This window comes from Pseudomonas sp. ABa2 (genome assembly GCF_056676075.1).
This window is the reverse complement of sequence record NZ_CM155239.1, coordinates 2,427,605-2,445,090: the sequence shown is the minus strand read 5'-3', so window position 1 is coordinate 2,445,090 and position 17,486 is coordinate 2,427,605. Positions and strand designations below refer to the sequence as shown.

Here is a 17,486-nt window from a genome sequence, read left to right as displayed (position 1 = left end):
CATGGGTCGCAAGTCGAGCATCGACCGGCTAGATCCGGCAGTCCGCACGCACATCGAGAAGCGCCTGCGCGAGCGGCGCCTCACCCTGGACGAGCTGATCGAGGATCTGCACGAGCACTTCCCCAGCGCGGACAAGCCCAGCCGCTCGGCGATCGGCCGCTACAAGGTCAGCTTCGACGAGATGGCCAAGCGGCTGCGCGAGCAGCAGGCCATGGCCAGCCTGCTGGTCGAGGAGCTGGGCGAGAACCCCAACGACAAGGCCGGCGCGTTGATGGTGCAGTCGATCCAGACGCTGACCACGCACGCCGCCCTGGGCGCCCAGGTGGACGACGAGACAACCATCGACGACGTGCGCAAGCTTGCCCGCGCGGCGAAGGACGTGCTGCAGGCCAGCAAGGCCAGCCGCGAGGAACGCAAGGCGATCGAGCGTGAGGCCCGCGAGGCGCTGCTGGCCGAGCAGGAACAGCGCCTGGAGGAGATGCGCGGCAGCGACGGGATGAGCGAGGAGTTCGAAGATCGCATCCGCCGCGTACTGATGGGGAAAGCCTGATGAAGCTTTTGGCGATTATTGGCCTGCTCTGGATCGGCTGGCTGCTGGGCTGGCGTCATGCCCATATCACCGTGGCTGCAGAGTGCGAGCGCCTAGGCGCCTTCTACGTTGGCAAGACCGTTTACCGCTGCACCGCCATCGAGCCGAAGGAAGAGTCCAGTGAGTGAGCCAGAAGCCAAGGCGCTCAAGGCGCTGACCAAGCCGCGCAAGATCGATCTCGCCGCCGAGCTGGAGCTGCATGGTGTTGTCGTGCCCCAGGATATGGCCGATGCGGTACCGGAGGCCGAGGGCGTCTTCCTGCCCTACCAGCAGCGCTGGTTCGACGACACCAGCCAGATCATGATCGCCGAGAAGTCGCGCCGTACCGGCCTGACCTGGGCCGAGGCCGGCCGCAACGTGATCAACGCCGCCAAACCGCGGCGCCGGGGCGGGTGCAACACCTTCTACGTGGGCAGCAAACAGGAGATGGCGCTGGAGTACATCGCCGCCTGCGCGCTGTTCGCCCGCGCCTTCAACGAAATGGCCCAGGCCGACGTCTACGAGCAGACCTTCTGGGACGATGGGCGGCGCGAGGAGATCCTGGCGTACATGATCCGCTTTCCGAAAAGCGGCTTCAAAATCCAGGCGCTCAGCTCGCGCCCGAGCAACCTGCGCGGCCTGCAGGGCGACGTGGTGATCGACGAGGCGGCGTTCCATGAATCCCTGGAGGAGCTGCTCAAGGCCGCACTGGCGTTGACCATGTGGGGCAACAAGGTGCGCCTGATCAGCACCCACAACGGCGTCGACAACGCCTTCAACAGCTACATCCAGGACGCACGCGAGGGCCGCAAGGACTACAGCATCCACCGCATCACCCTGGACGATGCCCTGGCCCAGGGGCTGTACAAGCGGATCTGCTACGTCACCAACCAGAAATGGTCGCCCGAAGCCGAGAAGGAATGGCGCGACAAGCTGTACCGCAACGCCCCCAACGTCGAGTCGGCCGACGAGGAGTACGGCTGCGTACCGAAGAAATCGGGTGGTACCTACCTCAGTCGGGTGCTCATCGAGCAGGCGATGGTCAACGACCACTCCATCCGCATCTACCGCTATGAGGCGCCCGAGGGTTTCGAGCAGTGGACGCCGCAGATGCGTGAGGCGGAGATCCAGGCATGGTGCGAGGAGAACCTGGCGCCCGAGCTGGCTCGCCTCAACCCACGCAACCGCCACACCTTCGGCGAGGACTTTGCCCGCCGCGGCGACCTCACCGTATTCACGCCGTTGCAGATCGACCCGCTGCTGCGCAAGCGCGTGCCCTTCGAGGTGGAGCTGCGCAACCTCACCTACGAGGCACAGCGCCAGGTGATGTTCTACATCTGCGATCGCCTGCCGCGCCTCAGTGGCCTGGCGTTCGACGCCACCGGCAACGGCGGCTACTTGGCTGAGCAGGCGGCGCTGCGCTATGGCGCCGGCATTGTCGACCAGGTGCAACTCAGCTTGGCCTGGTACGCGCTGTGGATGCCCAAGCTCAAGGGCGAGCTGGAGGCCTTCAACCTGCAGATCGCCCGCCACCAGACCCGCCTCGACGACCTGTTGTCGATCAAGGTGGACAAGGGTGTGCCGGTTATCGAGAAGGGCCGCACCAAGGATCTGCAGGCGCAGGACAGCAAGGCCAAGCGCCACGGCGACAGCGCCGTATCGCTGGCCATGGCGGTGCGGGCCAGTTTCATGGAAGGCGGCGCCATCGAGTTCACCGCACTGCCGCGCCACAGCCGCGGCTTCGACAACGTCGACGACAACGACTCCGACCTCACTCTCCCGGAACCTTCAGCATGGTGACCACTACCCGCATCCTGGGCCCCGATGGCCAGCCGATCAGCCTGGCCGAGATCCGCGAGCCGCAGACCGCCCACCTGACCAGCCTGCACCACGAGGTGGGCAACCACCCGTCCCGCGGCCTGACCCCAAGCCGCCTGGCCGCGCTGCTCGATGCCGCCGAGCAAGGCGACATCGTGGCGCAGTACGAGCTGTTCGAGGACATCGAGGAGAAGGATGGCCACGTATTCGCCGAGATGGACAAGCGGCGCCGCGCCGTGTCCCAGCTGGAGTGGCAGATCGTGCCGCCAGCCAACCCCACCGCCAAGGAGAAGGACGCCGCCGCTGCGCTGGAGAGCCTGCTGGCCGGGCTGGATGACTTCGAGGCGATGCTGTTCGACGTGACCGATGCCATCGGCAAGGGCTTTGCCTGTCTGGAGTTCGACGGCTGGCACCGGGTGGACGGCGACTGGCTGCCGCGTGCGATCGATCACCGGCCGCAGACCTGGTTCCAGCTGACCCGTGGCGAACGGCGCCAGGAAATCCGCCTGCGCGGCGCTGCCGGCGGCGAAGCCCTGCAGCCGTTCACCTGGATCACCCACATCCACAAGGCCAAGAGCGGCTACCTGGAGCGCAGCGCCCTGATGCGCGTACTGGTGTGGCCGTACCTGTTCAAGAACTACAGCGTCGGCGACCTGGCCGAGTTCCTGGAGATCTACGGCATCCCCATGCGCGTGGGCAAGTACCCAGGCGGCGCCACCCAGAATGAGAAGCTCACCCTGCTGCGCGCCCTGGCCCAGCTCGGCCACAGCGCCGCGGGCATCATCCCGATCGGCATGGAGATGGATTTCCTCAACGCCGCCCAGGGCGACCCGGCCGCGTTCAAGCTGATGATCGACTGGTGCGAGCGCACCCAGAGCAAGGTGATCCTGGGCGGCACGCTCACCAGCGGTACCGGCGAGGGCACCAACACCAACGCCCTGGGCAACGTGCACAACGAGGTGCGCCTCGACCTGCGCGACTCCGACGCCAAGCAGCTGGCCGCCACCATCAGCCGTGACCTGGTGTACCCGATCGCCGTGCTCAACGGGCTGGTGGACAACTGGAAGCGCTGCCCGCGCCTGGTATTCCCCACCCAGGAGCCCGAGGATCTGAAGGCCTACGCCGATTCCCTGCCGCAGTTGGTCAAGCTCGGCTTCAGGATTCCGCGCCAGTGGGCCCAGGAGAAGGTGGCCATCCCCGAGCCGGCCGACAACGAGGACGTGCTGCAGCTGCAGGCCGAACCATCGGCGCCGACGCCACCCGAGCCGCCTGCAGTGCGTGCAGCGGCTACCGCACAGAAGCCGGCCACCACCGCCGCCGATCGCCTGGACGATGACCTGCAGCCCCTGACCGGCCAGTGGATCGCACGCATCCGCCAGCTGGTGGAGCGGGCCGAGAGCCTGGAGCAGATCCGCGATGGCCTGGCTGAGCTGCTGCCGGACATGACCCTGGAGCAGTACGCCGAGGCCATGGCCCAGGCGCTGGCCGCCGCTGCCCTGCAGGGGCGCCTGGACATCGTCCAGGAGGCCGCCAATGGCCGTTAGCGCCACCTCGCTGCCGTTCCGCGAGCAGAACGAGTTCCTGCGCCGCAAGCTGAACCTGCCCAGCAACGGCTGGACGGACGTATACGGCCGCGAGCACGACTACGCCTTCACCGTGGCCGGCGCCAACCGTGATGACCTGGTGGCCGACTTCCACCAGGCGGTGCAGCGCGCCATCGAGGGCGGCACCACCCTGGAGCAGTTCCGCCGCGACTTCGACCGCATCGTCGCCAAGTACGGCTGGAGCTACAACGGCGGGCGCAACTGGCGCTCGCGGGTGATCTACGAGACCAACATGCGCAGCAGCTACATGGCCGGCCGCTATGAGCAGCTGATGGCCGTGCGTGAGGAGCGCCCGTTCTGGCAGTACCTGCACAGCGATGCGGTGGAGTTCCCGCGCGAGGAGCACGAGGCCTGGAACGGCATGGTGCTGCGCTGGGATGACCCGTGGTGGCAGTACCACTTCCCGGTCAACGCCTGGGGCTGCCAGTGCAGCGTGCGGGCACTGAGCTATGACGACCTGGTGCGCATGGGCAAGACCGGGCCGGACACCGCGCCGCCCATCGTGTTCGAGCAGCGCACCATCGGCCAGCGCAGCCCGCAGGGCCCGCGCACCGTCGAGGTGCCGGTGGGCATCGATCCGGGTTTCGAGCACATTCCCGGCCAGTCGCGGCTGGAGAGCCGGGTGCCGGTACCGCGCGCCGGTGAGGAACTGATCCCCGCGGCCACGCCAGGCCTGCCCAACCGTCCGGCGCCCGATGCGCTGCCTGCGCCGCGCGTAGTCGACCCGGCCAGCCTGCCGCCTGCAGGCATGACCGATGCCGAGTACGCCCGCCGCGCGCTCGATGCCTTCGGCGCCCAGCTCGATGCCGCCGAGCTGGTGACCGACGTCCTGGGCGAGCGCATCGCCGTTGGCCCTTCGATGTTCGAGCAGCCCTCGGGCGCACCCGCCGTGCAGGGCCAGGGCGAGCTGCTGCCGCTGCTGGCGGAAACGCTGTTACAGCCCGACGAGATCTGGACGCGCCTGGAGTACTCCGAGCCGCTGCGCAAATCCCAGGTGCTGCGCCGCTACCTGGGCCGCTTCAACCTGGGCCAGCAGCTGACCCAGCTGGTGGTAGTCGAGCTGGCCGGCAACGCCTGGAGCTGGGACATCGAGCCGGATCGCAACGGCCTGGCCGAGCTGGTGCGCCAGGGCGTGCGCCTGTACCGGCGCGAGGAGTGAGGTATGGCCGGGGCTACTCTGGAGTTCGACGCCGTCGCGGCGCTGGCCGTGGTCAACGAGGCCGCGGCCGCGCTGGCCGACCCCAAGCCGATGCTGCGCGATATCGGCGAGTACCTGCTGATCGCTCACGACCAGCGCTTCGCCAGCCAGGCCTCGCCGGACGGCACGCCGTGGCAGGCGCTGTCGCCTCGGTACCTCAAGCGCAAGCGCAAGAACCCGGACAAGATCCTGGTGCTCGATGGCTTCCTGAAGAACACCCTGCGTTACCAGGTGGGTGACAACGAGCTGCTGTTCGGTACCAACCGCATCTATGGCGCCATCCACCACTTCGGCGGCGGCATCGACGTCGCCGCGCGCAGCCAGCAGGCCTACTTCCGCCAGGACGGCAAGAGCGGCGAGGTGGGCAACCTGTTCGTCAGCAAGCGCAAGAGCAACTTCGCCCAGTGGGTGACCATCGGCGCGTACACCATCCAGATCCCGGCACGGCCTTGGCTGGGTATCAGCGACGACGAAAACTACGCCATCGCCGGCATCGCAACCCGATACATGGTGCCGAGTGGGGCATAACGCCAGAACGCGCCAGGAAGGCCTATAACGCCCTCTGGGGGCTGCCGTTGTATGCGTCAGGGCAGCACTTGCCGTTTCCGGGGCTGTTTGGGCGTTTATAAACACAGTGGGCGGGGTGGCGGTGGTTCACCTTCGCGCGCCCCGGCGAAAAACACCTGCCGCAAGATTTTTGCCCCGTCAAAATTACTTCCCCTCCCGGCGGCGCCAAGCTGCCGGCATGAACAGAAAACGCCTCCCTCTCGCCGTAGCACTCGCCGCCTGCAGTTACTCGCTGGGCACGGTTGCTGACGACAACACCATCTGGCTGCAGGTGACCCCGGCGGGTCACTTCAAGCCGGCGGATGGCCGTGAAATCAAGGTGCCGGCCTGGCACATCAACCAGGCGGTGGCCACCAAGGTCATCGAGCGCTTCCGTGCGACCAAGAACAAACGGGTGGTCGACTACGAGCACCAGACCCTGCGCAAGGAAGAGAACGGCCAGCCAGCCCCCGCTGCCGGCTGGTACCAGGATCTCGAATGGCGCGAGGGCGAAGGCCTGTTCGCCCAGGTGCAACTGACCGCCCGCGCCGCGCAGTACATCGCCGAGGGCGAGTACCAGTATTTCTCCCCCGTGTTCCTTTACCACCCGACCACCGGCGACGTCCTGGACGTGCAGATGGGCGCGCTCACCAATGCCCCGGCAATCGACGGCATGCAGGAACTCAGCCTGCGTGCCGCGGCGTCGTTCGGCTGTTTCGATGACCCTTCAGAGGAAAACCCCGTGGACCCACTGCTGCAGGCGTTGATCGCCGCCCTCGGCCTGGCCGAGAACACCACCGAAGAGCAGGCAGTCGCCGCGCTCTCCGCCCATACCACCAACCTGCGCAAGCTGCTGGGCCTGGATGAAGGTGCCGTTTTCGGCGAGGCCCTGGTGGCCGCCTGCACCGGCCTGAAGGCCAAGGCCGCCACCAGCGTCGACCCGGCGCAGTTCGTACCGCTGTCGGTCGTCGACGGCCTCAAGGCCGAGATGGCCGCGCTCACCGCCCGCCTGGGCGAGCGCGACGAGAAGGATCTCGACGGCCAGATCTCCGCCGCTCTGGAAGACGGCCGCCTGCACAAGACCATGGAGGGCTGGGCGCGCGAACTCGGCAAGAGCAACCGCGCAGCGCTGACCGCCTACCTGGACAAGGCTGCGCCGATCGCCGCGCTGGCCGGCAGCCAGACCCAAGGCAAGCCGCCGGTAGCGGACGAGAAAACCGGCCTGACCCAGGACGAGCTGGCTGTGTGCTCGGCCATGGGCCTGACCCCCGAACAGTTCAAGGCCGCCAAGGTCGAGGAGCAATAAGCCATGACTGCGCTGACCAAAGACCGCAACACCAAGCGCCGTGATGGCGTGCAGTTCTCCGACCCGGTAGCCGCTGCTACCCGCATTTTCGCGGGCTCGCTGGTGTGCCTGAACGCGGCCGGTAACGCCGTGCCCGGCTCCACCGCCACCACGCTGAAGGCGCGCGGCGTCGCCCAGGAGCAGGTCGACAACTCGGCCGGCGCCGCCGGTGATCTGCGCATCGAAACCCGCCGCGGTGTGTTCCCGTTTGCCAACAGCGCTTCCGGCGACGAGATCACCCGTGCCGATATCGGCGCCACCGCGTACATCGTCGACGACCAGACGGTCGCCAAGACCGATGGCACTTCCACCCGCTCGGTTGCCGGGACTATCCGCGATGTGGATAGCGATGGCGTCTGGGTCGAGATCTAAAGGAGCAAGACTCAGATGATCATCAACCGCCAGAACCTCGCCATCCTGCACACCGGCTTCAAGGCGTCGTTCCAGAACGCCTTCAACGGTGCGCCGATCGACTACAACCAGCTGGTGATGGAGGTGAACTCCGGCACCGCCATCGAGCAGTACGGCTGGCTGGGCGCCACCACCCGTTTCCGCGAATGGATCGGCGATCGGGTTATCCAGAACCTCGCGCTGCATGACTACGCGATCAAGAACAAGACCTTCGAGAACACCGTGGGCGTGCCCCGCGAGGCGATCGAGGACGATCAGTACGGCACCTACAACCCGCTGATGGCTCAGTTGGGCCAGGATGCCAAGGAGCATCCGGCCGAGCTGGTGTATGCCCTGCTGAAAAACGGTTTCACCGGCAAGTGCTACGACGGCCAGTTCTTCTTCGACACCGACCACCCGGTGATCGGCGCCAACGGCCAGGAAACCTCGGTGAGCAACTTCCAGGGTGGCAGCGGTACGCCGTGGTTCCTGCTGGACGTGACGCGCGTGATGCGCCCGCTGATCCTGCAGAAGCGCAAGAACTACCAGTTCGTAGCCAAGACCGGCGAGACCGACGACAACGTGTTCGACCGCAAGGAGTTCGTGTGGGGTGTGGATGCCCGCCTGAACGTCGGCTTTGGCCTGTGGCAGCTGGCCTACGCCTCCAAGGAAACCCTGGACGCCACCAGCTTCAACGCCGCCTATGCCGCCATGCAGGAACTCAAGGGCGACAACGCACGCCCGCTGGGTATCCGGCCGAAGCTGCTGGTAGTGCCGCCGAGCCTGCGCGCCACCGCCCTGGAAGTGGTCAAGGCCGAACGCAACGCCGCCGGCGCCACCAACATCAACCGCGACGTGGTCGACGTGCTCACCACCCCGTGGCTGGCCTGATGGAGGTGATGTATGCCCCGTAAATCGACCACCAAGGCGCCTGCGAAGGCGCCCGTCACGAGCGCAGAACCGGCAGCCACCACGGCTGCCCCTGCGGCCGCCGAACAGCTGGCCAACCAGCCGGCGGCACCTACTGATAACGCTGCGCCGGCTCAAGTGACCGGGTCGGCCGGCACCGGACAACCCACCGAGAGCGTTCCGGCCACGGCCGGTGACATGGCCGGGAATGGACCCGGCGTTATTACCGGGCAGGAAGCCCACCCTGTTGTGATCCTGGACGGCGCTGAGATCGGCGAGTACCTCGCCAAACTCAAGGCCGCAGGTGAAAGCCTGGGCGACCTGATCCCGCTGTCGGCGCTCGATGAGCCGCTGCTGCGCCAGGTTGGCCAGTTCGTCGAGATTGAGGGCTATGCCGAGTTGCCGCCTGAGCAACTGGTTATCCAGATCGAGGCCAAGGTGGGTATCGGTGCGGTGGTTACGCCAGCGCCGTCCACTGGTGGGCCGCTGCCGTACCCGCCCGGTGTCGAACCTGGTGCGGATCCGCTGGCGGTTGCATTGAGTGAGCTGCGGGGCGGCGTCTCGTCTAAGACCATCGATGAATCGGAGGTGCCGGCTGTGCTGTCGGCAGGTGGCGATGCCACTAATACCGTCGATGACTCCTCGATGGACGACGACGGCGACATCGAAGGCCTGTGGATCACCGCCATCCCCGAGCACGGCTTCCGCCGCTGCGGCTATCGCTTTACCCGGGAAGGCTTCGGCATCGCCCTGGACGCGCTGACGGCCGAGCAGATCGAACAGCTGGAGAACGAGCCCAACCTCAAGGTTGAGCGCGGTGTCTTCTCCGGTCGCGTCGGCGAGCGGCTGGAGTAATCCATGCAGTACATCACCCTCGACGACCTGGCCGAACGCCCCGGCGCCCGCGAGCTGGCCCAGGTGGCCACCCCGGAGCATGCGCGCCAGGTGGCCACCGAGCTGATGGAGGCCACCCTGCGCGGTGCCGACCGCAGCACGTGGCCGGCCGACCAGGTCGCCGTGGCGGATGATGCCCTGCAGCGCGTCCAGGATGCCGTCACCGAGGCTGAAAGTCTGATCGACGGCTACCTGGCCAAGCGCAGCTACCCGCTGCCGCTCAGCCCGGTGCCGAAGCTGGTCACTGGCTGGGTACGCGATATCGCCCGCTACCTGCTGCACAAGGATCGCGGCGGCAAAGAGGACAGCGACCCGATCGTGCGCAACTACAAGGATGCGCTGAAGTTCCTGGGCCTGATCGCCAGGGGCGAGTTCAGCCTGGGCGCCGAGGATCCGATTGCGAGCAACCCGAACCAGCTCGACGTGCGCTTCGAGTCCGCGCCGAGCGTGTTCGATCGCCCCAGCCGGAGGGCGTTCTGATGAGCTTCGCGCCTCTGGACACCTCGCTGATCGAGCAGCGCCTGCGCGAGCAGGTGCCCGAGTTCGAGGAGGTCAATGGCGCCGCGGCCTATCACACGCTCAAGGGCCTGCAGGACTTTCGCACCGGCACCTGCTACGTGGTGCTGGCCGCCGAGAGCAACCCGGCTGCCGATGCTGGCCAGCCGCGCCGCAAGGCGGCCGCCTCTGCGGTGTTCGGCGTGGTGATGTGCACCAGGAACTACCGCGACCCGCACGCGGAAGCGGCCATGGACGAGGCCACGATTTTTGCCGGTAAGGGCCGCCAGGCGCTGATCGGCTGGACGCCAGGCAACTGGTCCCCCTGCATCTGGCTCAAGGGCCAGGTGCTCGATAGCGACCAGGACCGCGTGCTCTGGATCGACGTTTACCACACCACCCACGTACTAGGGGGCACCCCGTGAGCAAGCAACCCGAAACCGCCAAACCCGCCGCCAAGCCCGAGCTGTTCAAGGTGAAGCTGGCCAAGCCGCATAAGCATGCCGGCGAGGATCAACCCAAAGGCAAGACCATCGAAGTCACCGGCCCGGAGCGCGCCTTCCTGATTCGCGCTGGCGTGGTCGAGGCCCCTGAAACCACTGAAGGCGCCGCCCCGGCCGCCGAATAACGAGGTGCACAATGTCTGAGTCCTACTACTTCGGCCAAGGCAAGCTTTGGATTGCCGAGATCCTCGCTGGTGGTCTGCTGGGCCCCTGGATCTGGGTCGGTGACGTGTCCGAGCTATCGGGCCAGGGCAACGAAACCCGAGTTCAGCACCGCGAATCGTTCAGTGGCATCAATGCCATGGTGCGCGACTTCGGCAAAGAGACCGGCATGACCTGGTCCGCCACCATGCACCAGCTCGACGCCGACAACGTGGGCCGCTTCACTCGCTCCCGCATGAGCGCGCAGATCGCTGGCACTGTGACTGGTGAAGTGCTGCCGAACCCGGTGGAAGATGGTGACCTGATCGCGCTCGATCACATGAACGTGACCGACCTGGTCATCACCGACAGCCTGACGCCGACCCCGGCCACCCTGGTGCGCGGTACCCACTTCGACTATGACGTGTTCGGCGACGTCGAGATCCTGACCCTGCCGACCTCGCCAGCGCCGACTCAGCCGCTGGTAGCCGCTTACAGCCACGGGGCCACCAAGCAGGCCGCCTTCCTGGCCGGTACCGACAAGAACTACGCGCTGAAGTACAAGGGCATCAACCTGGCCGAGAACGGGGCACCGATCCTGGTCGAGCTGTACAAGACCAGCGCCGGCCTGCTGCAGCAGCTCTCGCTCATCACCAGCGGCAACCAGTTGGCCGGTTCGCCGGTCACCTTCACCACGCTGCTGGATTCCAGCAAGCCTGCATCGGGCGACCTGGGTCAGTTTGGCCGCTTCGTTGAAATGGCTGCCTGACCATGGCTCAGCGCAAGGTAAGGAAAGGTCTGATCACCGCGCCCGAGGCCCCCGCGGCCGAAGGCGCCAACGACGTGCAGGTGATGCACCCCAACCTCTCGGCCACCCTCAACGGTCGCGAGGTGACGGTGCGCGAGTACGGCTTCGTCGAGGGCCTGGAGCTGCAGCCGCTGCTGCAGCCGTTCCTCGACGGGCTGTACGAGCTGGCTAAGGGCGACACACAGCCGCCGCTGGAACACATCGTCGCCCTGATCGGTCGCCACACCGGCGTGGTGATGCAGGCGATGGCCCAGTCGGCCGACGTCGAGGTGGCGGAGCTGCGCAACCTCAAGAGCCAGCTGGAAGGCCGGGCGCTGCTGATGAAGTGGTGGACCGCCAACGGCCCTTTCTTCTATCGCTGCGTCCTCGACCGGATTCTGGCCGAGCGCGAGCTGGCAAGGCGGCGCGGTGGAGTGACATCTTCGGCACCCTCATCAGGGCCGGCTACGGCGACGCCGAGCGAATCGGCAAGCTGACGCAGCGCCAGATACTGCTGTACTACGAAACCGAACAGCGGCTGCGGCGCAGGGAACGCGCCGAGGCGCTGATAGACCTGAACCAGGCGTTTGCCGGCGGCGAGGCTGCCGAGAAACACCTGAAGAAGCTGACCCAGTAGGAGGCACCATGAACCAGGCCATTGCCGAACTGCAACGCACCGCCGAGATCGCCGAGCACAACCTGCCGTACAGCGAGCAGGCCGGCGACACCGCCCAGGCCGAGCTGCAGCGCACGACGTCGACCGAGTGCCGCGAGGCGATCGAGCAGCTGCAGCACCAGGGGTGCGTCGACCAGGAGTAACCGCGCCAGGGATTGCTCCTTCGCCGCCTACGGGCGGCTTCTTTTTGCCTCGTCAAAATTACATCCCGCCTCGCGCGCGCGAGCATGTCGGCATCCCTCCCATCTGGATGCTGACCGATGAACAACCGCGGTGATATCGAGTTTGCCCTGCGCCTGCGCACTGACCTGGAACAGGGTCAGCGCGAGCTGCAGGGGCTCGCCCAGTCCGTTGAGGACGTCGGCGCCGCGGCCGCCACCAGCAGCACCCAACTCGGGCAGATCGGCGAGTCCGCCGAGCAGCAGGCCGCCCGCATCCGCGTCATGGTCGAGGCCAGCCTGCAGCAGCAGGCCGCCGCCGATGCCCTGGCCAGTAGCGTCGAGCGTGGCAACACCGTTGCCCAGGAGGCCAACACCACCTGGCAACAGACCGCCGCGGCGCAGACCGAGGCGATGAACGCCTACCACAACGCCGAGCGCGCGGCCCTGGAGAAGGCCCAGGCCGACGCGCGCGCAGCAGAAGCGGCCGCGCAGGCCGCCGCGGCCACCGAGAAAGAGGCTCAGGAGCTGCAGCAGCTGCTGGGCAAGATCGACCCGGTGATCCGCAAGCTGGACGAGCTGGACAACATGGAGCAGCAGCTGCGCCGCGCGCGCAGCTCCGGCCAGATCGACCTGGATACCTTCGACACCTACAACGCCAAGCTCCAGGAGCAGCGCCAACGGCTCACCGGCACCACTGAGGCCATGCGCGTCGCCAGCATCACCGCCGGGCAGTACCAGCAGGCGATGCGCCAACTGCCGATGCAGATCACCGACATCACCACCAGCCTGGCCAGCGGCATGCCGGTGTGGCTGGTGGCGGTGCAGCAAGGCGGACAGATCAAGGATTCGTTCGGTGGCTGGGCCAACGCCGGGCGCGCGCTGGTCAGCACCATCAACCCGCTGACCCTGGCCATTGCCAGCATCACAGCCGCCATCGGCGCCACGGTGATCGCCGCCGTCCAGGGCGCCGCCGAAACCTACGAATATGAAAAAGCCATTGCCCTGACGGGAAATTCGGCGGGTGTTACCTCGGATCAGCTGGCAGCCATGGCCCGCCAGATCGACGGCGTTTCCGGCACCCAGCGCCAGGCCGCCGCTGCACTCGCCGAAGTGACCGCCGCCGGCAAGTTCACCGCCGATCAGATCCAGCTGATCGCCACCACCGCCGTGGTGATGGAGAACAGCATCGGCCGCGCCGTCAGCGCCACAGTCGACGAGTTCAAGCGCCTGGCCGAGGAGCCGGCCGAAGCCTCGGCCAAGCTCAACGAGCAGTACAACTACCTCACCCTGGCCGTATACGAGCAGATCGCCGCCCTGGAGGCTCAGGGCGATCAGGCCGGCGCTGCCCAGGTGGCCATGGAGGCGCTGGCCGAGGCGATGCAGGGCCGCGCTGCCGATATCGCTGGCAACCTGGGGCTGGTCGAGTCGGCCTGGCAGGCCGTCAAGAATGTGGCCGCTGAAGCCTGGGACGCCATGCTCGATATCGGCCGGGCCGATACTCTGGAGGACAAGCTCGCCGCCATCGCTCAGCAGCGCCAGACGGCCCTTTATGGGGTGCGGGGTGATCGTGTCGGCGGCGGCATTGATCCGGCCCTCGAAGCCCGGTTGGCCGCCGAGGAGGAAGGTCTGCGCGAGCAGATCCGCCTACGCGACGAGCAGGCCAAACAGGAGGGTGAAGCCGCGGCAGCCAACCGCGAGGCCATCGCCGCCGCCCAGGAACGCACCAAGGCCGCCGAAGCCTTCGTCAAGGGTGCCGAGGCGCAGCTGCAGAGCCTGCAGAACCTGACCAACGTCGAGCGCGCGCAGCGGGTGATGCAGGAGCAGAGCATCGAGGCCACCAGCGAGCTGGGCCAGCGCATGCTGGCTGCGGCCGAGGCCACCGATAAGCAGCGCGAGGCCAACCAGGCCGAAGCCGACGCCAAGCGCCTGGCCACCGAGGAGCAGCGCAAGGCGACCGCCGCGCAACGCGAGCAGGAGCGCGCCGCCCAGGCCGCGCTGCGCGCAACCGAGCAATCCGTGCGGCAGCAGCTAAGTTACGTGCAGGGCCTGGAGGATCAGGCCATCAAGCTCGGCATGACCGCCGCCGAGGTCCGCCAGTACGAGCTGGCCGAGAAGGGCCTGGCCGGCGCCATGCTTGATCGCGCCCAGGCCGCCCTGGTGCTGATCGATGCCGCCGAGGCCCAGCGCCAGGCCGACGCCAATGCTCGCACCAACGCCGGGCTGGAGGCCGAGTTCCTGCGCGCCGCCGGCCGCGAGACTGACGCGGCGCTGCTGGAGATCCGCACCAAGTTCGAAGGCATGCGTACCGAGTTCGAGAAGGTGGGCAACGAGGCCGGCCTTGCCTGGCTCGACAGGCTGATCCCGGTGGCCGAGGCCAAGGTGCGCGTCGACGACGTGCAGCGCGAGATGGAGCGCATCCTGGCCGAGCAGCAGCGCCAGGAGCAGTCGGTAAACGTGCAGCAGGATGCCGGGCTGATCACCGAGCTGCAGGCGCGCGAGCGCATCCTGGAGATCCACCGCCAGACCTACGCCCAGCTCGAACAGATCCGCCCGGTGCTGGCCGAGCTGGCCCAGCAACCTGGTGCGATCGGCGAATCGGCTGCGCAGGCCCTGTACGCCCTGGACGCTCAGGCCCAGCGCCTAATGGCCACCACCACGCTCCTGCAGGAGACCCTGCGCGACGGGCTGACCTCCGGGCTCACCGAGGCGCTGACCGGCCTGGCCAACGGCACCATGACCCTGCGCGAGGCCGTCACCGCGCTCGGCCAGAGCGTGCTCGATGCGCTGACTCAAATGGCCGCCGAGAACGTGGCGGAGTCGCTGACCAATGGTGTCATGGGGCTTTTCGGTTCAGGCGCCGATGCTGCGGCTGATGCCGCAGGTGCCACGGCTACGGCCACCGCTATCACCACCGCAACGGCCGCCGGAGCCACAACGATGGGCGCCGGCATTACCACAGGTGGTGCGACCGCGGCGTCTGCCATGGCCGCCTCTATTACGGCCGCCGGTGCCTCTGCCGCCGCGGCAATGGGGGCTGCTATCGCCAGCGCTGGAGCAGCTGGCGGAGCTAGCAACAGCCTCGGCCTTCTCGCCTCGCTTGCTGGCGGCGGCGCCGGAGGTGCCGGAGGTGCTGCCGCCTACACCGGCGCCTTCGGCTTCGCCGAGGGCGGCAAGGTCAAGGGCCCAGGTACACCCACCAGCGATTCCATCCTGGCGGCGCTCTCGACCGAGGAGGTGGTGATTCGCGCCGCCTCGGCCATGCAACCTGGTGCGACCGACTTCCTCCTGGACTTCAACGCCCGCGGCATGCAGGCGCTGCACGACTGGGCCTTCCAGTCCGCCTACCACCACAACACCGGCGGCCTGGCCGGCGTACCGGCGCCCGCGCTGGCAGCCCCGAGCCTGGGCAACACCCGCCTGGCCGAGCCGGCGAAGAACATGAGCACCACCCTCAAGAACGCGGTGAACCTCTACGCGGTGCAGCGCCCCGAGGACGTGGCCGGCATGGCCTGGGGCAAGGCCGGCCAGGAGCACTTCATGGTTTACCTGCAACAACACGGCGCCGAAGTGCGCCAACTACTGGGGATCAGCTGATGCCGTATCAGATCGGGTTCGTCGATGACACCGGCGGCACCCTTGCCCACCAGAAGATGCTCGACACTATCAAGACGTTTGCCGAGGCGAATGGCTGGGTGACGGTCTTCCACAACACTGCCGGCACCAACCATCAGGTCATCTTGAAGGGGCCAGGGTATAGCGGTACCGAAGAGATCTTCGTCGGCTTCGGCACTTACCAGGACGTCACGGCGGACTACTACAACATGATCTGCTACGGCTTCACCGGGTATGTCCCCGGTAATCCGATCGGCAGCCAACCCGGCGCGCGTTGGTCGGCGGTGCCGGCGCATAACCAGCGCATCGACTACTGGCTAACCGTCAGCCCGCAGCGTGTCGCGTTCGGCCTGAAGGTCGGCATCCCGGTCTATGAGTCGGCCTACGTCGGCAAGATGCTGCCGTATGCCAGGCCGTCTCAGTTCCCGTATCCGATGGTCGTTGGGGGCATGCTGGCGGCCAACAGCGCGCCGGCGACCCGGTTCTCCGACACCGCGCACTCCATGCCCTACAAAGGCAACCGCAGCAACCTGGCGTTGCGTGACAACGCCGGAAACTGGCTGCAGGTGGAATGCCACCCCTGGAACAACAGCGTGCTGGCCGGCGTCGGCACCGGCACCACCACCAACGTCCGTGACACCGGCGGGGAGTACCCGCTGCTGCCGATCATTCTCAGCGATGCCAATGGCATCTACGGGGAACTGGAGGGGGTGTTTTACATCAGCGGCTTTAACAACGTGGTCGAGAACACGCTGGAGATCGAGGGCGTCACCTATGTCGTGCTCGAGGACGTGTACCGAACCGGCCACACCGACCACTACGCATTGAGGATGAGCTGACATGGCGCACTACACCGGTAGCGCGAACGATTTCGCTGAGCTGCTCACCGCGCTGCGCAACGCCTGCGTTGCAGAAGGTTGGACGTTGACCGGCGATGTGCTGAGCAAGGGCACGGCCTTCATCAAGATCGAGGACATCACACTCGACGCCAACACGCCGCGCAGCCTGATGGTGACCGGTGGTACCGGGCTCGACGGGTCTACCCTGCTGCAGCCGTCGGCCGTCACGCCGCGTATGGGGCGAGGCCACAACAATGCCGCGGCCTACGTTTGGCCCATGTCCTACCACATCCATATCCACGCCGACCCGGACGAGGTGTATTTCATCGCCAACTGGTCAGTGGAGTACTTCATGTGGTTGGCGTTCGGGGTCTCCGACGTACCCGGCCTGGCCGGCACAGGGCTGTGGCTGACCGCCAATGCGATGCGCCGGTACAACTCGGGGTTCGGCGAGTCTATTAGCTACAGCTACGAGATCCGCCCCAACTCGGGAGGGTCGGGCCCCAGCGTCAACAGCTTCTACCGCAACACCGGGCCGTTCTGGCGCACCTACACCCGCAATACGTCGGGTGCTGTTGCCCTGTATGGCCCGTACTACCAAGACGCCGTGCACACCGGCCTTAATGCCCTGGGCGCGGACGGGTGGGCTGGCGTGCCGACAGCCACCGGTTCCATTGCCCCTGGCAACATCGACGCGATCCTGGCCCAGCAGCCCCACATGGCAAGACAGCCATCTGTCTGGAACAACGAGGCAATCCTGCTGCCGATACAGGTGTACGAGGTCACCAGCTCGAATAAGCGTCAGCTGATCCTTGACGTTCGCCACGCCCGCTACCTGCGTATCGACAACTACGAACCCGGCCAGGTAATCACCCTGGGCACGGATCAGTGGAAGGTCTACCCGTTCTGGCGCAAGAACGTCGCTGTGCGCGACGGTGGTAGCAACCTGGAGCACACCGGCACTTTCGGCTGGGCCATTCGGTACGACGGGGAGTAACCG

General features: G+C 66.8%; 19 protein-coding genes. All 19 read left to right on the top strand.

The genetic code is table 11. The features are described from left to right. The first annotated feature begins 1 nt into the window (after position 1). The 19 genes from AC1G9C_RS11915 to AC1G9C_RS11825 all read left to right on the top strand — a co-directional run bounded on the left by AC1G9C_RS11915 (position 2) and on the right by AC1G9C_RS11825 (position 17,483). Positions 2 to 550 carry a phage protein Gp27 family protein gene (locus AC1G9C_RS11915; protein ID WP_230925508.1) on the top strand — a complete coding sequence of 183 codons (549 nt, stop codon included), beginning with the start codon at positions 2 to 4 and terminating at the stop codon, positions 548 to 550. Next, positions 550 to 717 (top strand): hypothetical protein, encoded by a 168-nt coding sequence (locus tag AC1G9C_RS11910; protein ID WP_480410300.1) that lies wholly within the window; start codon positions 550 to 552, stop codon positions 715 to 717. Before AC1G9C_RS11915 ends, AC1G9C_RS11910 begins: the two co-directional genes overlap by 1 nt. Then, on the top strand, positions 710 to 2,368 hold the full coding sequence (locus tag AC1G9C_RS11905) for a hypothetical protein (protein WP_480410299.1): 1,659 nt from the start codon (positions 710 to 712) through the stop codon (positions 2,366 to 2,368). The genes AC1G9C_RS11910 and AC1G9C_RS11905 overlap by 8 nt, the downstream gene beginning before the upstream one ends. Beyond that, on the top strand, positions 2,362 to 3,930 hold the full coding sequence (locus AC1G9C_RS11900; RefSeq protein WP_480410298.1) for a DUF935 domain-containing protein: 1,569 nt from the start codon (positions 2,362 to 2,364) through the stop codon (positions 3,928 to 3,930). The genes AC1G9C_RS11905 and AC1G9C_RS11900 overlap by 7 nt, the downstream gene beginning before the upstream one ends. After that, positions 3,920 to 5,149 carry a PBECR2 nuclease fold domain-containing protein gene (locus AC1G9C_RS11895; RefSeq protein ID WP_480410297.1) on the top strand — a complete coding sequence of 410 codons (1,230 nt, stop codon included), beginning with the start codon at positions 3,920 to 3,922 and terminating at the stop codon, positions 5,147 to 5,149. The genes AC1G9C_RS11900 and AC1G9C_RS11895 overlap by 11 nt, the downstream gene beginning before the upstream one ends. A 3-nt stretch (positions 5,150 to 5,152) precedes the next feature. Next, positions 5,153 to 5,716 (top strand): phage virion morphogenesis protein, encoded by a 564-nt coding sequence (locus tag AC1G9C_RS11890; RefSeq protein ID WP_480410296.1) that lies wholly within the window; start codon positions 5,153 to 5,155, stop codon positions 5,714 to 5,716. Between the two features lie 217 nt (positions 5,717 to 5,933). Next, positions 5,934 to 7,040 carry a phage protease gene (locus tag AC1G9C_RS11885; protein ID WP_480410295.1) on the top strand — a complete coding sequence of 369 codons (1,107 nt, stop codon included), beginning with the start codon at positions 5,934 to 5,936 and terminating at the stop codon, positions 7,038 to 7,040. A 3-nt stretch (positions 7,041 to 7,043) separates the two neighbouring features. Then, positions 7,044 to 7,451 (top strand): hypothetical protein, encoded by a 408-nt coding sequence (locus tag AC1G9C_RS11880; RefSeq protein WP_480410294.1) that lies wholly within the window; start codon positions 7,044 to 7,046, stop codon positions 7,449 to 7,451. A gap of 15 nt (positions 7,452 to 7,466) precedes the next feature. Beyond that, positions 7,467 to 8,360 carry a Mu-like prophage major head subunit gpT family protein gene (locus tag AC1G9C_RS11875; protein ID WP_480410293.1) on the top strand — a complete coding sequence of 298 codons (894 nt, stop codon included), beginning with the start codon at positions 7,467 to 7,469 and terminating at the stop codon, positions 8,358 to 8,360. A 12-nt stretch (positions 8,361 to 8,372) separates the two neighbouring features. Next, positions 8,373 to 9,233: a hypothetical protein gene (locus AC1G9C_RS11870; protein WP_480410292.1), complete on the top strand. Its 861-nt coding sequence runs from the start codon at positions 8,373 to 8,375 to the stop codon at positions 9,231 to 9,233. A 3-nt stretch (positions 9,234 to 9,236) separates the two neighbouring features. Next, positions 9,237 to 9,752, top strand: a complete 516-nt coding sequence (locus tag AC1G9C_RS11865; protein ID WP_480410291.1) for a gp436 family protein — start codon at positions 9,237 to 9,239, stop codon at positions 9,750 to 9,752. Next, on the top strand, positions 9,752 to 10,192 hold the full coding sequence (locus tag AC1G9C_RS11860) for a phage tail terminator protein (protein WP_480410290.1): 441 nt from the start codon (positions 9,752 to 9,754) through the stop codon (positions 10,190 to 10,192). Before AC1G9C_RS11865 ends, AC1G9C_RS11860 begins: the two co-directional genes overlap by 1 nt. Further along, entirely contained in the window at positions 10,189 to 10,395 is a 207-nt protein-coding gene (locus AC1G9C_RS11855; protein WP_480410289.1) for a DUF7210 family protein, read from the top strand. Before AC1G9C_RS11860 ends, AC1G9C_RS11855 begins: the two co-directional genes overlap by 4 nt. 11 nt (positions 10,396 to 10,406) lie before the next feature. Then, positions 10,407 to 11,180, top strand: a complete 774-nt coding sequence (locus tag AC1G9C_RS11850) for a phage tail tube protein (RefSeq protein WP_480410288.1) — start codon at positions 10,407 to 10,409, stop codon at positions 11,178 to 11,180. Positions 11,181 to 11,182: 2 nt separating this feature from the next. Next, positions 11,183 to 11,695: a DUF6631 family protein gene (locus tag AC1G9C_RS11845; protein ID WP_480410287.1), complete on the top strand. Its 513-nt coding sequence runs from the start codon at positions 11,183 to 11,185 to the stop codon at positions 11,693 to 11,695. Positions 11,696 to 11,843: 148 nt separating this feature from the next. Next, positions 11,844 to 12,017, top strand: coding sequence for a hypothetical protein (locus AC1G9C_RS11840; RefSeq protein WP_480410286.1), 174 nt, complete (start codon positions 11,844 to 11,846; stop codon positions 12,015 to 12,017). A 117-nt stretch (positions 12,018 to 12,134) separates the two neighbouring features. After that, positions 12,135 to 15,629 (top strand): phage tail tape measure protein, encoded by a 3,495-nt coding sequence (locus AC1G9C_RS11835; RefSeq protein WP_480410285.1) that lies wholly within the window; start codon positions 12,135 to 12,137, stop codon positions 15,627 to 15,629. Further along, positions 15,629 to 16,486 carry a hypothetical protein gene (locus AC1G9C_RS11830; protein WP_480410284.1) on the top strand — a complete coding sequence of 286 codons (858 nt, stop codon included), beginning with the start codon at positions 15,629 to 15,631 and terminating at the stop codon, positions 16,484 to 16,486. Before AC1G9C_RS11835 ends, AC1G9C_RS11830 begins: the two co-directional genes overlap by 1 nt. A gap of 1 nt (position 16,487) precedes the next feature. Further along, entirely contained in the window at positions 16,488 to 17,483 is a 996-nt protein-coding gene (locus tag AC1G9C_RS11825; protein ID WP_480410283.1) for a hypothetical protein, read from the top strand. Positions 17,484 to 17,486 lie beyond the last annotated feature (3 nt).

What these genes read in the sequence shown, in the direction of transcription:
- AC1G9C_RS11870 (WP_480410292.1), top strand. Translation starts at nt 8,373, where the DNA reads ATGCCCCGTAAATCGACCACCAAGGCGCCTGCGAAGGCGCCCGTCACG.
- AC1G9C_RS11850 (WP_480410288.1), top strand. Translation starts at nt 10,407, where the DNA reads ATGTCTGAGTCCTACTACTTCGGCCAAGGCAAGCTTTGGATTGCCGAG.
- AC1G9C_RS11830 (WP_480410284.1), top strand. Translation starts at nt 15,629, where the DNA reads ATGCCGTATCAGATCGGGTTCGTCGATGACACCGGCGGCACCCTTGCC.
- AC1G9C_RS11885 (WP_480410295.1), top strand. Translation starts at nt 5,934, where the DNA reads ATGAACAGAAAACGCCTCCCTCTCGCCGTAGCACTCGCCGCCTGCAGT.
- AC1G9C_RS11900 (WP_480410298.1), top strand. Translation starts at nt 2,362, where the DNA reads ATGGTGACCACTACCCGCATCCTGGGCCCCGATGGCCAGCCGATCAGC.
- AC1G9C_RS11840 (WP_480410286.1), top strand. Translation starts at nt 11,844, where the DNA reads ATGAACCAGGCCATTGCCGAACTGCAACGCACCGCCGAGATCGCCGAG.
- AC1G9C_RS11910 (WP_480410300.1), top strand. Translation starts at nt 550, where the DNA reads ATGAAGCTTTTGGCGATTATTGGCCTGCTCTGGATCGGCTGGCTGCTG.
- AC1G9C_RS11890 (WP_480410296.1), top strand. Translation starts at nt 5,153, where the DNA reads ATGGCCGGGGCTACTCTGGAGTTCGACGCCGTCGCGGCGCTGGCCGTG.
- AC1G9C_RS11835 (WP_480410285.1), top strand. Translation starts at nt 12,135, where the DNA reads ATGAACAACCGCGGTGATATCGAGTTTGCCCTGCGCCTGCGCACTGAC.
- AC1G9C_RS11860 (WP_480410290.1), top strand. Translation starts at nt 9,752, where the DNA reads ATGAGCTTCGCGCCTCTGGACACCTCGCTGATCGAGCAGCGCCTGCGC.
- AC1G9C_RS11845 (WP_480410287.1), top strand. Translation starts at nt 11,183, where the DNA reads ATGGCTCAGCGCAAGGTAAGGAAAGGTCTGATCACCGCGCCCGAGGCC.
- AC1G9C_RS11875 (WP_480410293.1), top strand. Translation starts at nt 7,467, where the DNA reads ATGATCATCAACCGCCAGAACCTCGCCATCCTGCACACCGGCTTCAAG.
- AC1G9C_RS11880 (WP_480410294.1), top strand. Translation starts at nt 7,044, where the DNA reads ATGACTGCGCTGACCAAAGACCGCAACACCAAGCGCCGTGATGGCGTG.
- AC1G9C_RS11895 (WP_480410297.1), top strand. Translation starts at nt 3,920, where the DNA reads ATGGCCGTTAGCGCCACCTCGCTGCCGTTCCGCGAGCAGAACGAGTTC.
- AC1G9C_RS11865 (WP_480410291.1), top strand. Translation starts at nt 9,237, where the DNA reads ATGCAGTACATCACCCTCGACGACCTGGCCGAACGCCCCGGCGCCCGC.
- AC1G9C_RS11915 (WP_230925508.1), top strand. Translation starts at nt 2, where the DNA reads ATGGGTCGCAAGTCGAGCATCGACCGGCTAGATCCGGCAGTCCGCACG.
- AC1G9C_RS11825 (WP_480410283.1), top strand. Translation starts at nt 16,488, where the DNA reads ATGGCGCACTACACCGGTAGCGCGAACGATTTCGCTGAGCTGCTCACC.